The organism is Vibrio sp. OY15, assembly GCF_000742455.1.
Lineage (GTDB): Bacteria > Pseudomonadota > Gammaproteobacteria > Enterobacterales > Vibrionaceae > Vibrio > Vibrio alginolyticus.
The window spans coordinates 481860-496322 of record NZ_JPIL01000001.1 but is presented as its reverse complement, the minus strand read 5'-3'; the positions used below and the strand labels follow the sequence as shown (position 1 = coordinate 496322).

Below are 14463 nucleotides of genomic sequence, written 5' to 3'. Positions count from 1 at the left end.
GAAACAACGAACTTTAAGTATGGTCGACGAATATGACTGTTCAAATGAAACTAGAAAAAACATGGCCCTAAATGGCTCTAATGAGATATTGAACCAAAAACATACCTCATGTATGCGAGAAAGAGCCATTGGGATAAACTACTTCTGGCGTAACCCATCCACTGGAAATTGATTGAAATTCCCCTTGCTACAATCGGGCTTATATCCAAATGGAGCAGGGAAAGGAATCGTATCGCAGCTTGTTGCAACGGAAGATTCAAACTTTACTCTCTTTCCTATCATGATAGGAAATAACCATGTGGCATTATTTCTTAAATCAAACTCCTCTTTAGGGTCATCAATCAAATTGTATATTTCAGGGATCTGTAATGGGCGCCCTTTCTCCGGCATGATATCTTGATCAATAAAGTGCATCTTGTAATTTTCCCACTTATAAGCGTAGGTTTCAGAGCCATTGTTAACGATAAAACCATCTCGATTAGACTTTTCACTATCTCCCTTTAAAAAGGCCCACTGATCAATACTATCTATTGTTCTATCGCTTGGTAATTTGTATCCACCGACATGAGAAAGTGAGGCAAATAGATCCACAACATGGATAATTTCATCACTCACTCTGCCCGGTTTGATGTGGTTAGGCCAAGAGGCAATAAATGGTGTTCGGAGAGAGCCTTCAAGAGCCGTAAAGTACGCACCACGCCATGGTCCGCTAGAGCCTTGGTATGGCATATGCCACTCTGGACCGTTGTCAGAAAACCAAATCACTAGTGTATTGTCTTTAATTCCTGCTTTTTCTATTGCACCAATAACTTGCCCAGCTCGAAAATCTATCTCAGCTAACACATCTGAGTAATTTCCTTTGCCTGTTTTACCAATAAAATCAGGATGAGGTAGCGTCGGTAAATGTGGTTGAGTAAAAGTAATTACAGAGAAAAATGGCTTATTCTCTTTCACATTTCGATTTATAAAATCTGTGGCATGTTCAACTAGCTCACTGTCAATCGTTCTACGTGAGTCCAAATTATATTCTTTGACCCCTTTAGGATCCTGCCCTGCTCTAGCTGAAAGGATTTGAGGTTTAGGTAATATAGCTTTATAACCGGGTTGAGAGCTATATTCTGACTCATCCGTCGTATTTGCAATGCCATACCATTCATCAAAGCCTTGATCCGTTGGAAAGCGCCCTTTTTGGTCTCCCAAATGCCATTTCCCGTAAAGGCTCGTGTTATATCCTTGTTCCTTAAACTTCTCTGCAATGGTTATCTCCCAGTTCACCATACCGTAAGGCACTCCCCAAACAACCTTATCTGTCCCAGATCTAAGCGCTCGCCTCCCCGTCATGAATGAGGAGCGAGTTGGCGTGCATTGCGGTTCCACATTAAAATTAGTAAGGCGTACACCTTCTCTAGCAAGTTGATCTAAGTTTTTAGTTTCAACACCTCTGGTACTCCCATAGGAACTTAGTTCCCCCCACCCAAGGTTATCAACCAACATTACCACGACATTTGGTGTCTCTTCCGCAACCACTTCTAACGGGATACATAGAAACAGGATAGTTGCTAGTTTATTTTTCATAGTGTCGCCTTTCATTGAAATTCAATCCTGTAAGTGCGTCTTATCACACTTAAAACACACTAAAGTCTAGTCCATGTTAGTTAACATTTTTGAAAAACAGGGATTACTTGGAAGCAACAAAAAACCTCTACTATATTCAACTGACTACATTGTCTCATTTGGTGTCATCTAACTCGACTTCGCCATGATGAACACAATTAGTAACGTTATATAACGATAATGGATTCATTTATCGCGGAGGATTTTCATGCGAAACTCGATTAAAAAGGTAATGGCATTGGTCGGTACATTAGCTGCGTCCACAGCCTTTGCTGCCGATAAGCCCAACATCCTTGTGTTCTGGGGTGACGATGTAGGTGTATACAACATTAGTGCGTATCACAATGGTATGATGGGAGGGAAGACTCCTAACATTGATAAAATCGCCAATGAAGGTGCCATTTTCACAGACGCTTACGCACAACAGAGTTGTACTGCCGGACGAGCCTCATTTATTCTGGGTCAACATCCGTTTCGTACCGGTCTATTGACTATTGGTATGCCCGGCGCAAAAGAGGGTATTCAATCGAAAGATCCTACTATCGCAGAGTTACTTAAAAATCACGGCTATGTGTCTGGTCAGTTTGGTAAAAACCACCTTGGTGATCAAGATGAGCACCTACCAACTAACCATGGGTTTGATGAGTTCTTTGGTAACCTATACCATTTAAACGCGGAAGAAGAGCCTGAGTCTGAGTTTTATCCAAAAGATCCAGAGTTTCGTAAAAAATTCGGACCTCGAGGCGTGTTGAAGGCGACTGCGGATGGCAAAATCGAGGACACAGGTCCCCTTACTCGTAAGCGTATGGAAAACGTAGACCGAGAGTTCATGGATGCTAGCTTGGCATTTATGGAAAAAGCAGTAAAAGAAGACAAACCATTCTTTATTTGGCATAACTCAACCCGTATGCACGTCTGGACACATTTGAGTGAAGAATATCAAGGGAAGTCAGGTTACGGCTTATACGCCGATGGCATGATGGACCTAGATGATCAAGTAGGTGTCATGCTTGATAAACTTGAAGAGCTAGGCGTAGCAGATAACACCATTGTTGTTTTTAGTACTGATAATGGCGCTGAGAAATTTACCTGGCCAGATGGTGGTACTACACCGTTCAAGGGCGAAAAAGGTACGACTTGGGAAGGCGGATTCCGCGTTCCGATGATGGTACGCTGGCCTGGAAACATTAAACCAGGAACGGTTATCAACGATATCTTTTCACAAGAAGACTGGATGCCAACTCTACTAGCAGCTGTGGGCGAACCTGATGTGAAAGAAAAACTATTGAAGGGTCATAAAGCAGCGGGCAAAACCTTTAAAGCACATTTAGATGGCTACAACCAACTTGACCTGCTGACTGGTAAAGCTGATGAAGGCGCACGCAAAGAAATCTTTTACTTCGATGCTGGTGGTAATTTAAACGCCGTTCGTTATAAAGACTGGAAGATCCACTTCAGTGTTATGGAGGGTGCCATTAATGAGGCATACCGCAAAACACCTAGTTGGCCTTTGATTGTAAACCTTCGTATGGATCCATTTGAGGTCGGTCCAGATGCAGCACTTTACGTCAGACATTTTTACGCTGATCAAATGTGGATGTTCGTTCCTGCTCAAGCTATCGTGCGTAAGTTCCTAGAGACATTTAAGGAGTTCCCTGCAACGAAAGGTAGCTCGTTAAGTATTGAAAAAGTGGTAGAAACAATGACACAGCAACCTAGAAACTAGACCCTAGGTATCGAAGCTATTGTGGAATTAACTAAGGCCTCAATTGTGAGGCCTTTTATTTCGTTGCAATTGTTTGGTTGCAGCAAGTTATGGTCAAACAAAGATTATCATTTAGTGCTCTCTTTAAACACTTGATTCCAATCTTGTTTCATATCGACAAATAGCCAACCTTGCTCTTCACCTACTTTAAACGATTTATCTAACTTACCAACATGAGAATCTTTATCATACGCCCATTCACGCTTGTCATCCGTGTGATGGATAATCGCAGAAAATCTTGGACCTGAACCTGCTTTCGTCCACTCTAACATCTGTAAATCACCATCAGAATTACCAAACGCCATGACCGGACGTTTGCCAATGAAGTTTTGAATCGTCACAGGCTTTACTGCTTTGTCATTGACAAAGTCTATTTCCGGCATGCGTTGGATGGTAGGTTTTCCATCAACACTTTGATATTCCGCCTTTAACGTCGTCCCCACGATGTTTTGCGTTGGAATGCCGTATACTTCCGGCGCCCAAACGCGCATAAATTCAATTCCGCCTCCAGAAACGATGTAGGTCTGATAGTCGTTCGCTCTTAAATAGTCGAGCAGTTCGAGCATAGGTTGATAGACCATTTCAGTGTATGGTCTACCCGTTGTTGGATGGACAGCCGTTTTCAACCATTCCTTAACTTCTTGATGAAACTGTTCAGTAGACATTCCAGAATGGGTTGCCATAACAAGCTTCATTACACCTTCGAGTCCTTGTTTACCAATCCCCTCCATGTCACCTTTTAATGCGGAAGCAAAGGGTTCGGTTGTCTTCCAATCAGGATGCTCAGAGGCCATTTCTTTTACTCTATCGATCGCAAAAAACAACTGTAGATAAACAGGCTTTTCTGCCCAAAGTGTTCCATCATTATCAAACGTCGCGATTCGTTGGCTTTCAGGCACATAGGAATCCGAACCTTGGGTCGTTGTTTTCGTAACAAACGCCATAATAGCTTGCTTAGCGTCAGTGTTGTTCCATGACGGAAGTGGATCTTGCATATCAGCAGCAACAGCGTAACTAGACAGAGCAAAACCTGTTGCTAAGACAATCGCCTTTAACTTTATAGCCATCTTAATTCCTTATATTGAGGTGCTAGGTGCGAATCCAATCAAAAGTATAGTTCAAGTGAAACAGGCGCATATTGAACTGAAATATCCAACGACCACCAAAGAGTGACGCTGTCACTAAATTGGTTCACTATTTTATTGAAATAGGAACATGGAATTTAACGATTAGAGTTTAAATTCATTGGCTTCAACTGATGTAGAGGCACTTTTACGTCCCTTTTTCTGATTGAGCTCTTCAATAACATAGTCGGGAGCGACCTTCGTTAGCTCTGTTAAGCAGTCATCCGTTTTAGGGTTGCCGTATCTAACATAGATGTCACACACGGCATACAATTGTTCTGGAGCACCGGATATCAAATACGCTTGCTCAAAAGCGTTGACAGACTTCTTCAAGTCTAACTCTTCTTGCAGAACACCATTTAAGTACCAAAAGTAACTGTTCGTCTTTGCCATCGTCGCAGCTTTGTCTATTTCAAACGCCGCTTCTTTCTTTTTGTCTAATCTAACCAAAGCGAGAGATTTAGAATAATGCAGCGAGGCATCTTCTGAATTTAGCTTGATACCCTCGTCAAGCACGTTGATAGCTTTTTGGTCTAGCTGTTGCGTTCGGAAGTTGTCTGCGTAGCTTAACCAAACTTGAGGGTTGTTTGGCTCAAGCTTAGTTAACTCTGGGTATATCAGCGCCGCTTTATCCCAATCACGATGCCAACGGTAAACGTCTGCAAGTAATAACTTGGAAACATTATCGTTCTTACTGGACAAGTGTGCTGTCAGCTCTGAAACAGGCCCCTCAAGTGACTGCTGTTGCTCCGAACTCAAATTGGCGTAATCTCGAACGAGGTTAATCGCTGCTGTAATTCGCACCATGGCGGCGTCATCACTCAATAATGGTGAAATCAAACGCCAACGGTGCTCAATCATATATGGCTGTGCTCCCACAATCGCAGCTTCGCGAATACCTGCATCTTCATCCTGCAACCCACGCGCAACTGCAACCAATGCATTTTGGCTTGGATAGTTGGCTAACTCACGTAAAGCATCAATACGTTTTTCTGAAGACAACTTTTTATTTTGCGCATCATAAGACAGCTTTTCGACTCGTTGCGCCGGTGTCATTTGAGCTTCTTGTGGAGTGACAACCGTTGTCGGCGATACTTGATCTGGGTCTAGCAATGTTGTTTCTTGTGCCACTGCTGCTTGACTCGCAGCAATGCCGATCGAGATCACGAGTAATGATTTAGAGAGCAGCTTAATTTTTTGCATTCAATAACCTATATTCTTTCATTTCCGGGCCTGTAGCAGGCGTAGTGACTATCTTAAAACTTCGTTTCAAACACAGTCTGTGTTTGAGTAGCTTGCTGGCGTAGAATCTGGTCACTGTATTTACCGTGAACCACTGGGTTACCTGTCGCTCGTAAGATGTACGCCATCGACTGATCAACATGGGTAAAAAACTTCTTCCAACCCGCGCAGAGATAATTAAGACCAGGCTCACCTTGCCTAGTACGGATAAAACGGTTTTTCGGACATTCTCCAAAACATGCAAATTGATAATCACATTGAAGGCACTGTTGGGGCAGCGTACGACTTTTAGCAAACCCAAATTTCTGCTGCTTAGAGCTATAAGCGAGCGTATCGAGCTTTTCGTGATGAATGTTTCCAACCTTATATTCTGGGTACACGTAATGATCACACGCAAACACATCACCATTAGGCTCCATTGCTAAGCCCTTCCCGCAGATTTCACCTAACGTACACAGTGGGTTTTTTCTGCCCATCCAGGTTTCGATACTGGCTTCAAAGTACTGCACAAACACGTTGCCGATATCGTGTAAAACCCATTCATTGAAAATCGCGATCAGAAAATTTCCCCATGCTTCATCCGCAACGCAAAAAGGCTCAACAACGGCATCTTTATGACCTGGGATCAACCGTTTATCTCCTTGCTTTAGTTGCTCGTTTGGCTCCCAAGTTTGAGGGGCGGTTGTTCTGAATGTTTTCTGCTCAACTATTGGAATAAACTGCATTTGAGGGGAGCGTACTTCATCTCGCAAGAATCGGTACACTTCAAGTGGGTTACGGCTGGTCAAGTTGTTAACACAAGTGAGCGTAGCAAACTTTACTTCGTGCTTATGTAATAGTTCAACCGCATTCATGACTTGCCGGAATGTGCCTCTACCAGCTCGGTTTGTTCGATAAGCGTTATGCATCATTTCTGGGCCATCAATGCTTAAACCGACGAGAAAGTTGTTCGCCTTTAAAAACTCACACCATTCATCGTTAAGCAGTGTGCCATTAGTCTGGAGATCATTGGAGATCGTAATGCCATCGGGACGGTATTTATTCTGTAGCTCAACAATTGTCTTGAAATAATCCAAACCTAGCATTGTCGGCTCACCACCCTGCCAAGAGAAAATAATTTCAGGTGTATTTTGTCCCGCTATATATTGACGGATATAGGTCTCGAGCGTTTCCTCATCCATGACTGGTGAGCAGCCTGGCTTGTACTCAAGTAAATCTTGTTTGCTTAGGTAGTAACAATAGGTGCAATCGATATTGCACACTGCACCGATAGGTTTCGCCATGACATGTAATCGCTTGGATGCTTTTCCATTGAACTGCGGACCTTGAGTTATGTGCATTCATCACCTTCTTAGTTGCTAGCCTGCGCCCAACGGCGTTAAGACTAATCATTAAGTTAATCGCCTAGTGTGATGATAATGTTCAATTATTCGTGGCGCTTGTTATAGTGTGTATAACTGTTTTTCATAGACTTGCCTGATAAAATTTTTTGATCATAAATGTTGATGGAGCTCCCCTATGAAGCATTCCAAAAGTAATACTCTTTACCTTGGTGCCACTATTTCGATTTCGCTAATTATCACTGGATGTGCAACAACACAACCTAGCCCTCTTGCTCAAAAAATCGATCAAGATATGGTTCTTATTGAAGGTGGACAATTTATGATGGGCTCGGATAATCCATCAGCAAATAAATCCGAGCGCCCGGCTCGCACCGTTCGCGTGGATGATTTCTATTTGGCAAAATTTGAGGTAACCCAAGAGTTATTCGAATCGGTTACAGGCTCTTCTCTGAGTTATTTTAGAAACCCAAATACGCCCGTGAATAACATTAGCTGGCAACAAGCCAATTATTTTATAAAGAAATTGAATGAAAAAACGGGAGAGCACTATCGTTTACCCACGGAAGCAGAATGGGAGTTTGCAGCGAAAGGGGGGAATCTAAGTCAAGGATTCACTTACGCGGGGTCTGATGATATTAACGACGTTGCCTGGTATGCCAGTAACTCAAACAATAAGGCACACAAGGTAGGTCAGAAAAAACCGAATGAGCTTGGCTTATACGATATGACGGGTAATGTTGGTGAGTTTGTTATTGATGCGTTTGATGAAGGCTATTACAAATCAGCACCAAGTGATAATCCGGTAAACGCAAAAGATGAAAAAGAAAGCCTGGCACACAAGTCTGTACGAGGTGGTAGCTTTGCCTATGATGCTGACGAATCCGAAAACTATCGTCGCGATTTTGCTAGCCAGTCAGTAATCATGTCCGACATGGGGCTGAGATTAGCGAAAGACGCTGATTAAACTAAGTAAGAAAAAAGTGGATCGATAAAAGCTCCACTTTTGGTAATTAGCTCCTATTGACCCCAACAATAGAGGCTTTAAGCTGATCAATAGCTTGCTTAGGTGCATAGTGACTAAGCTCTTGTATGCACCTATCGAAAGCAAAAGCGACAGCACCTTTTTTATGATTTCTCGCTAGAACCTCGCATTGAGCAAACAAGTGTTGTGGATTGCCACCGACTTCAAATGCTGTATGCAACGCTTTACTGGCTTCTAGAACATCGCTTTTTTCTAGAGCTAGACCGTACACGTACCAATAATGAGCATTAGTTTCACCAATTTCTGCGGCGCGTCTAAGTAGCTTTTTCGCATCATCAGCTTTGCCTTGACGCAACAAAGAAAGACCTGCGCTGTATGGTAACGTGCTGGATTTAGGTTGAGCTTTCATCCCTTGTTGTAGCACCGTGAGCGCAGCTTCTTCTTTACCTAGGTGACGATACAAATCTGCTAGGTTAACGTAGCTATTTTCGAAATAGGGTTCGATGCTGATCGCTTGTTTATACAGCTCGGCCGCTTTGTCGATTTCACCTAAGCTGCGGTACACATTCGCCAAATTGGTTCTTCCGAAACCACGATCGGCATTAAACTCTTGAATTTCCATGTACTCTTCTAAAGGCGATTTAATGATATCTTTTTGTAAAGGGGTCATTTGTGCGTAGTTCGCTACCAGCACCGAGGCAGCTTCCGCTCTCACTGAAAGCACCGGGTCACCAAGCAATGGCTCTAGAATCCGCCACCGATCATGAAATTCATAACCAGACGAGCCTGAAATTGCCCCTAATCGAACCATTTCATTCTCATTCTTAACGGCCCTAGCCAAAGATACTGTTGTATTTTGGTCAGTATTGCCCCCCATTCTCTCCAGGGCTGAAGCACGAATAATGTCTTTTAACGACGAATCCTGAGCAGAGTATGCCAACGCATTTGCTGCTCCTTGATGACCAATTGAATCCGCATAAAATGCGACAGCAAAATGTTGCTGATTACGATACTTCGAATTCGGGTACCATTTTGCTATCTGTTCATCGGCCCATTGATTGCTTTTATCTTCATGGCATGACATGCAAACATTGGGCGTTCCAATATGTTTGCTCAAATCCGGTCGTGGAATATGCCAACTGTGGTCTCTACGAGGATCGACTTGCATGTAAGTCGTTTCTGGCATGTGACAAGTCGTACATTGCGATGCTTCAGATCCAGCCTTATGAAAGGTATGCTTTTCAGGTGTATATTCCGATGCAATATGGCATTGCGAACATACTGCCTCTTCTGGGATCGTCAATTCTGCCGTGTGTGGATCATGACAATTAGTGCACGTGACCCCCTTCTCCGCCATTTCAGATTGAAGAAACGAACCATAAACATAATCTTCGTCGTAAATCTGTCCATCATGATAGTAGAGTTCAGGTGTTATAAGACTTAAGCGATATTTATCAAAAAAGGAACCTTTAACATGATCACCTGTTTCATTTAACTGGGTTCGGCGACTATGGCATTGAGCGCATGTTTGCACTTGATTGGTTGCTTCAATTGATTTCGGCTGTAACGTACTATGGCCTTCCTCAAACACCCAATCCGACACTGCTTTAGACAAATTTCGATCAAAGCCATAATGGCTGTCATGCTCAAAAGACGTGCCAGCATTTTTGTATTTCTTGGCCAGTTCTATGTGCTGACTAGCGGGACCATGGCATGCTTCGCATCCCACATTAATCTCTGACCATGAGCTGTTGTAAGTGTTTTTGTCTACGTCGTAATTCTTCTTTAGGTTCGTTGAATGGCAATCAGCACACATGAAGTTCCAATTTTGCCCGGTATTGGTCCAATAGAATTCATCCGTTGTTGTCGTTTCTGGATAAAGATGAAACCAACGCTGTCCCCCTTCAACTTTAGCTCTTGTGTCCCAAGCAAAAGGAATAAGCTGCACGCGTCCATCTTCAAACTCGACCATGTACTGCTGTAATGGCTCCCAGCCAAATGTATAGCTGATCTTATAGTCATGCCATTGCCCGTCAGCACCTTGAATATTGACCCAAAATTCGTCGCCTTTTTTAAAAAAACGATTAGGCATTCCTTTGTGCGTTACAACATGGTTATCAAAATCACCACGTACAGAGGTTGTACTTGCATGCTTCATGGCCATATCGTGATGTGACCCTTTCCAGGCCGCTACCTCGTTTTGGTGGCAATCTATACAAGCTTGTGTGCCAGCATATTCCGGATTTAAGCCTGAAGGAATATTTGGTTTCTCTATTAATAACTCTTGAGAAAAAGCCATAAAACTGACAACAACGTTGACCAGCAATAAAATGCGAATCCGGCCTGCCCACTGACTCATAGATATCCTTATATTTATAATGTACAACCTAAATCAATATAGACACTAAATCACTGGTTATACAAATAATTACAAGCAATACATAACGACTTTAGTATTGCTTTAGGACCGTAAAACAAGCTAGCATCCTATTGTTTTTCATTTCCATCCCCTCTTCTACTACGCAATAAAAATAAGGCTCTTAAGTGATCTAAATCTACTTTACGAATCTCTACAAACTAACAGGACAACCCTATTTCTTCTTAATTAACAAATGGTTACTACCTAGCAATAACTTATGGTTATATCGAGTATAAGAGGATTTTTTCTATATACATCATTAACTTATGCAGCAACTAAGCATAAGGCTCACTTGTGCTTATCTTTACTCTCAACAATCTGGAGTTTTTATGGCAAATCAATTGAGCAAAATCGCTGTAGGCGCAGGACTGTTAGCGGCGTCCAGTGCTGCTATGGCAGCCGACAAACCGAATATTCTGGCAATTTTTGGTGACGATATCGGCTACTGGAATATCAGCGCATACAACCAAGGTATGATGAGTTACAAAACGCCAAACATCGACCGTATCGCGAATGAAGGTGCGTTGTTCACAGATCACTACGGACAACAGTCTTGTACTGCTGGTCGCGCTGCCTTTATTACGGGTGAAGAGCCATTTCGTACGGGTTTGTTAACAATTGGTATGCCAGGATCTGACCACGGCATACCTGATTGGGCGCCAACCATTGCAGACCTGTTAAAAGAACAAGGTTACATGACGGGTCAATTTGGTAAAAACCATTTAGGTGACCAAGATAAGCACTTACCGACAAAACACGGCTTTGACGAATTCTTCGGTAACTTATACCACCTAAACGCAGAAGAAGAGCCTGAAACTTATTACTACCCTAAAGACCCAGAGTTTCGTAAAAACTATGGCCCTCGTGGTGTCATTAAGTCTTATGCCGACGGTAAGATTGAAGACACTGGCCCGATGACACGAAAACGTATGGAGCACGCAGATGAAGAGTTCCTAGAGAGCTCTTTGGCATTTATGGAAAAAGCAGTTAAGGCGGATAAACCCTTCTTTATTTGGCATAACGCCACTCGTATGCACGTTTGGACTCGCTTGCAGGAAAAATACCAAGGTAAATCAGGTGTAAGCATTTATGCCGATGGTATGCTGGAACATGATGATCATGTAGGTGTTTTACTCGACAAGCTGGATGAGCTAGGTGTTGCAGACAACACTATCGTTATCTACTCAACGGACAACGGCGCAGAAACCATGACTTGGCCAGATGGTGGCGCAACACCATTCCATGGTGAAAAAGGTACAACTTGGGAAGGCGGTATGCGTGTTCCTCAACTGGTTCGTTGGCCAGGCGTCATTAAGCCAGGAACCAAGATCAATGAAATGATGGCACACCAAGACTGGTTGCCTACATTATTGGCAGCTGCTGGCGTACCTGATGTAAAAGAAAAACTGGCAGAAGGCTACAAAGCAAATGGCAAAGAGTGGCGTGTACATTTAGATGGTTATAACTTCATGCCATACTTTGAAGGTAAGGAAGAAAAAGGCCCTCGTGAGTCGCTGCTTTACTTTACGTCTAATGGTGAATTAAACGCTGTCCGCTGGAATGACTGGAAACTTCACTTTGCAACGCTTGAAGGGAACCTAAGTAACGCAGTTCGTTTTGCTCCGAACTGGCCTAAAATCATCCACCTACGCGCTGACCCATTCGAAAAAGGCCCAAGCGAATCACAAATGTACTTGCGTTGGATGGCTGACAACATGTGGCTATTTGTACCTGTTCAAGACGTTGTGGGAGAGTTCTTTAAAACACTTCCAGAATACCCAATGCAACGTGGCACAGCGATGAACCCTGCTTCACTAAACTACGACTCTCTAAAAATGCAAGAGAAGCTGCAGCAACTAGACAAAGTTGAACAAGAAATCAGCAAGTTTAAGTAAACTAAGTTAACGTTAGTTAATCAGTAACATTAAGCCAGCAGACCATTCTGCTGGCTTATGTGTATCGCCACATAGGAACTTACTTAAATCGTCTGTTTAGACTATGCAAAAGTACAAACTGAAAAACAAAAAAGGAGAGCTAACCTGCTCTCCTTTGTATTTTAACCGTGGATAAACTAAGCCACATTAACCGATTTAGCTAAACTGCTACTTTGGAAAAACTCATCATGCAATGCGCAAATCGCGTTCTGGTATTCCTTATCACCGACAACAAATTGAACATTTACATTTCTCAATGATGAGTGCAGTGCAACTGGCGTAACGCCATTATTCATCAATGCAAGCACACCTTTCGCCAACGTCTTGTTGGTATCAATTTGAGAACCGATGGCTGAGATAAGCGCGACCATACGACCTTTAATCGAGGCATTCGGATAACGTTTCTCGGCTTTATACAATACTTTGTTTAAGCTATCTGTACTGCCACCTAGATAGTAAGTAATAGAGTTAGCGTTCATCTCTTTACCAACCAAACTTACACGAGCATCGGAGATGATTTCCATCAATTCGTAACTAACGTTATCGGCTTTTCCTACCATTGCTTGGTCAAACAAATGCAGTGCAAATACTTTCTCTTTACCTGCGATGATCTCGACTTTGTCTTCTTCTGGGCGGTAGCTTGAAGAGATCAAAGTACCTTCGTGTTCAGGTTCGAATGTATTTTTAATCTGTAGCTCAATACCACTTTCACGCAAACCCGCAGCGGCATTTGGGTGAATCGCTTCCATGCCAAGGTTGGCAAGTTGGTCTGCTACGTCATAGTTTGTACTACCAATTGGTAATACTTTTTCAGGGCCAACAACGCGTGGGTCCGCTGAGCTCAAGTGGTACTCTTTGTGAATTACTGCTAAATCCGCTTTTGTTATTGCTGCAATTCGGCTAAATGTCATCTCACTATAACCCCGGTCATAAGTGTGCATTAGGCCCTCTTTACAGTAAGCATAACCTGTCACGATTGGCAGTTCTTTTGATACATCGATATCAGCAAACGCGTCACTGATCGACTCATCAAGGCTTCTTGGCGCTTGATTATCCCAACCAGACAGGTCAACGAACTTAGCGTTAATACCCATATTTTTTAGTTTTAGTGCTGTGTTGTAAGCACTATGTGCCTCACCGATAGACGAGAGAAACTCTCGAATTTGAGGCAAGTACTGGCGCAACGAAAATTGACCGTACTGACAGGTTTCTAAAATATTCGCGATACAGTTTTTCGCTTCAGCAATGCGGGAGCGAATGAATTTATCCGCACGGATACGATTCATTGGGTCCGCAAAAATATTTTCATTGGTCAGCAACATACGGCTTTCAACGTACGCTAACGCTTCTTCCCATTTGTCGTCGCGTTTCGCGATAAGCTGATAAACGCCTGGTTTACTGGTTTTTTTACACTCAAGCAGCGCATCGGTCATACCACCGTATGCAGATACGACAAAAATACGATTGTATGGTGTTTTGGGACGAAGAATAATATTGTCGAGAACAGCATCAAATGCTGTCATTGATGTACCGCCGATTTTTTCTACGGTAAATGTCATGATAAGCCTTTTTTGATTGGTAACTTTAAAAAGAAAAAAGAAGAGATAGTAAAGTGTGGGGTGGCAAAGCACCCCACCATCATCTTTTAGTCAACGAGAGGATAAACACCGTTTTCATCGTGCACTTCAGCGCCAGTAATCGGTGGGTTAAACACACACGCCATTACCATTTCTTTATTCTTATAAGCTCTCAAGTAGTGCTCATCGTGTTTATCAAGGATGTATAATGTACCTGGTTTGATTGGGTACGTTTCTCCACCTACAACTTCAATCTCACCTTCACCACTCATACAAAACACCGATTCAAGGTGGTTTTGATAGTGAATATGAGTTTCTGTATCTTCATAAATCGTTGTGATGTGGAAAGAGAAACCCATGTTGTCGTCTTTCAACAACATGCGGACACTTTCCCAGTTATCTGAAACAACACGTCGTTCGCTGTTGCGGCATTCATCTAGAGTTCTGACGATCATAATTAAAA

Annotated in this window: 10 protein-coding genes; 3 read left to right on the top strand and 7 right to left on the bottom strand. The window is 42.8% G+C overall.

Annotation, left to right across the window (positions count from 1 at the left end):
• Positions 1 to 138 precede the first annotated feature (138 nt).
• Positions 139 to 1575, bottom strand: a complete 1437-nt coding sequence (locus IJ23_RS02210) for an arylsulfatase (RefSeq protein ID WP_225455402.1) — start codon at positions 1573 to 1575, stop codon at positions 139 to 141.
• A 247-nt stretch (positions 1576 to 1822) separates the two neighbouring features.
• Here IJ23_RS02210 and IJ23_RS02205 point away from each other — a divergent pair, with 247 nt between their 5' ends.
• Positions 1823 to 3340, top strand: coding sequence for an arylsulfatase (locus tag IJ23_RS02205; protein WP_033905220.1), 1518 nt, complete (start codon positions 1823 to 1825; stop codon positions 3338 to 3340).
• Between the two features lie 107 nt (positions 3341 to 3447).
• Here IJ23_RS02205 and IJ23_RS02200 read toward each other — a convergent pair whose 3' ends face one another.
• The 3 genes from IJ23_RS02200 to IJ23_RS02190 all read right to left on the bottom strand — a co-directional run bounded on the left by IJ23_RS02200 (position 3448) and on the right by IJ23_RS02190 (position 7085).
• Complete coding sequence (locus tag IJ23_RS02200; protein ID WP_033905219.1) at positions 3448 to 4446, bottom strand: HAD family hydrolase; 999 nt, start codon at positions 4444 to 4446, stop codon at positions 3448 to 3450.
• 162 nt (positions 4447 to 4608) lie between these two features.
• On the bottom strand, positions 4609 to 5706 hold the full coding sequence (locus tag IJ23_RS02195) for a hypothetical protein (RefSeq protein ID WP_033905218.1): 1098 nt from the start codon (positions 5704 to 5706) through the stop codon (positions 4609 to 4611).
• Between the two features lie 53 nt (positions 5707 to 5759).
• Positions 5760 to 7085, bottom strand: coding sequence for an anaerobic sulfatase maturase (locus IJ23_RS02190; RefSeq protein ID WP_033905217.1), 1326 nt, complete (start codon positions 7083 to 7085; stop codon positions 5760 to 5762).
• A gap of 178 nt (positions 7086 to 7263) precedes the next feature.
• On the opposite strand from IJ23_RS02190, the gene IJ23_RS02185 reads away from it, so the two are divergent.
• Positions 7264 to 8052 carry a formylglycine-generating enzyme family protein gene (locus IJ23_RS02185; protein WP_033905216.1) on the top strand — a complete coding sequence of 263 codons (789 nt, stop codon included), beginning with the start codon at positions 7264 to 7266 and terminating at the stop codon, positions 8050 to 8052.
• 46 nt (positions 8053 to 8098) lie between these two features.
• Here the strand turns inward: IJ23_RS02185 and IJ23_RS02180 are convergent, their stop codons facing one another.
• Positions 8099 to 10429, bottom strand: coding sequence for a tetratricopeptide repeat protein (locus IJ23_RS02180; RefSeq protein WP_033905215.1), 2331 nt, complete (start codon positions 10427 to 10429; stop codon positions 8099 to 8101).
• A 389-nt stretch (positions 10430 to 10818) separates the two neighbouring features.
• Between IJ23_RS02180 and IJ23_RS02175 the strand changes: the two genes are divergently transcribed.
• Positions 10819 to 12384, top strand: coding sequence for an arylsulfatase (locus tag IJ23_RS02175; RefSeq protein WP_005377767.1), 1566 nt, complete (start codon positions 10819 to 10821; stop codon positions 12382 to 12384).
• 176 nt (positions 12385 to 12560) lie between these two features.
• On the opposite strand, the gene IJ23_RS02170 is transcribed toward IJ23_RS02175, so the two are convergent.
• Both IJ23_RS02170 and IJ23_RS02165 read right to left on the bottom strand, forming a co-directional pair.
• Positions 12561 to 13982 carry an aspartate kinase gene (locus tag IJ23_RS02170; RefSeq protein ID WP_033905214.1) on the bottom strand — a complete coding sequence of 474 codons (1422 nt, stop codon included), beginning with the start codon at positions 13980 to 13982 and terminating at the stop codon, positions 12561 to 12563.
• A gap of 86 nt (positions 13983 to 14068) precedes the next feature.
• A complete protein-coding gene (locus IJ23_RS02165; RefSeq protein ID WP_005377769.1) occupies positions 14069 to 14455 on the bottom strand; it encodes an ectoine synthase in 387 nt (128 codons plus the stop codon).
• Positions 14456 to 14463: the final 8 nt, after the last annotated feature.

Excerpts from the sequence above, each read along its gene's own strand:
- IJ23_RS02210 (WP_225455402.1), bottom strand. The coding sequence starts at position 1,575 with ATGAAAAATAAACTAGCAACTATCCTGTTTCTATGTATCCCGTTAGAA.
- IJ23_RS02205 (WP_033905220.1), top strand. The coding sequence starts at position 1,823 with ATGCGAAACTCGATTAAAAAGGTAATGGCATTGGTCGGTACATTAGCT.
- IJ23_RS02200 (WP_033905219.1), bottom strand. The coding sequence starts at position 4,446 with ATGGCTATAAAGTTAAAGGCGATTGTCTTAGCAACAGGTTTTGCTCTG.
- IJ23_RS02195 (WP_033905218.1), bottom strand. The coding sequence starts at position 5,706 with ATGCAAAAAATTAAGCTGCTCTCTAAATCATTACTCGTGATCTCGATC.
- IJ23_RS02190 (WP_033905217.1), bottom strand. The coding sequence starts at position 7,085 with ATGCACATAACTCAAGGTCCGCAGTTCAATGGAAAAGCATCCAAGCGA.
- IJ23_RS02185 (WP_033905216.1), top strand. The coding sequence starts at position 7,264 with ATGAAGCATTCCAAAAGTAATACTCTTTACCTTGGTGCCACTATTTCG.
- IJ23_RS02180 (WP_033905215.1), bottom strand. The coding sequence starts at position 10,429 with ATGAGTCAGTGGGCAGGCCGGATTCGCATTTTATTGCTGGTCAACGTT.
- IJ23_RS02175 (WP_005377767.1), top strand. The coding sequence starts at position 10,819 with ATGGCAAATCAATTGAGCAAAATCGCTGTAGGCGCAGGACTGTTAGCG.
- IJ23_RS02170 (WP_033905214.1), bottom strand. The coding sequence starts at position 13,982 with ATGACATTTACCGTAGAAAAAATCGGCGGTACATCAATGACAGCATTT.
- IJ23_RS02165 (WP_005377769.1), bottom strand. The coding sequence starts at position 14,455 with ATGATCGTCAGAACTCTAGATGAATGCCGCAACAGCGAACGACGTGTT.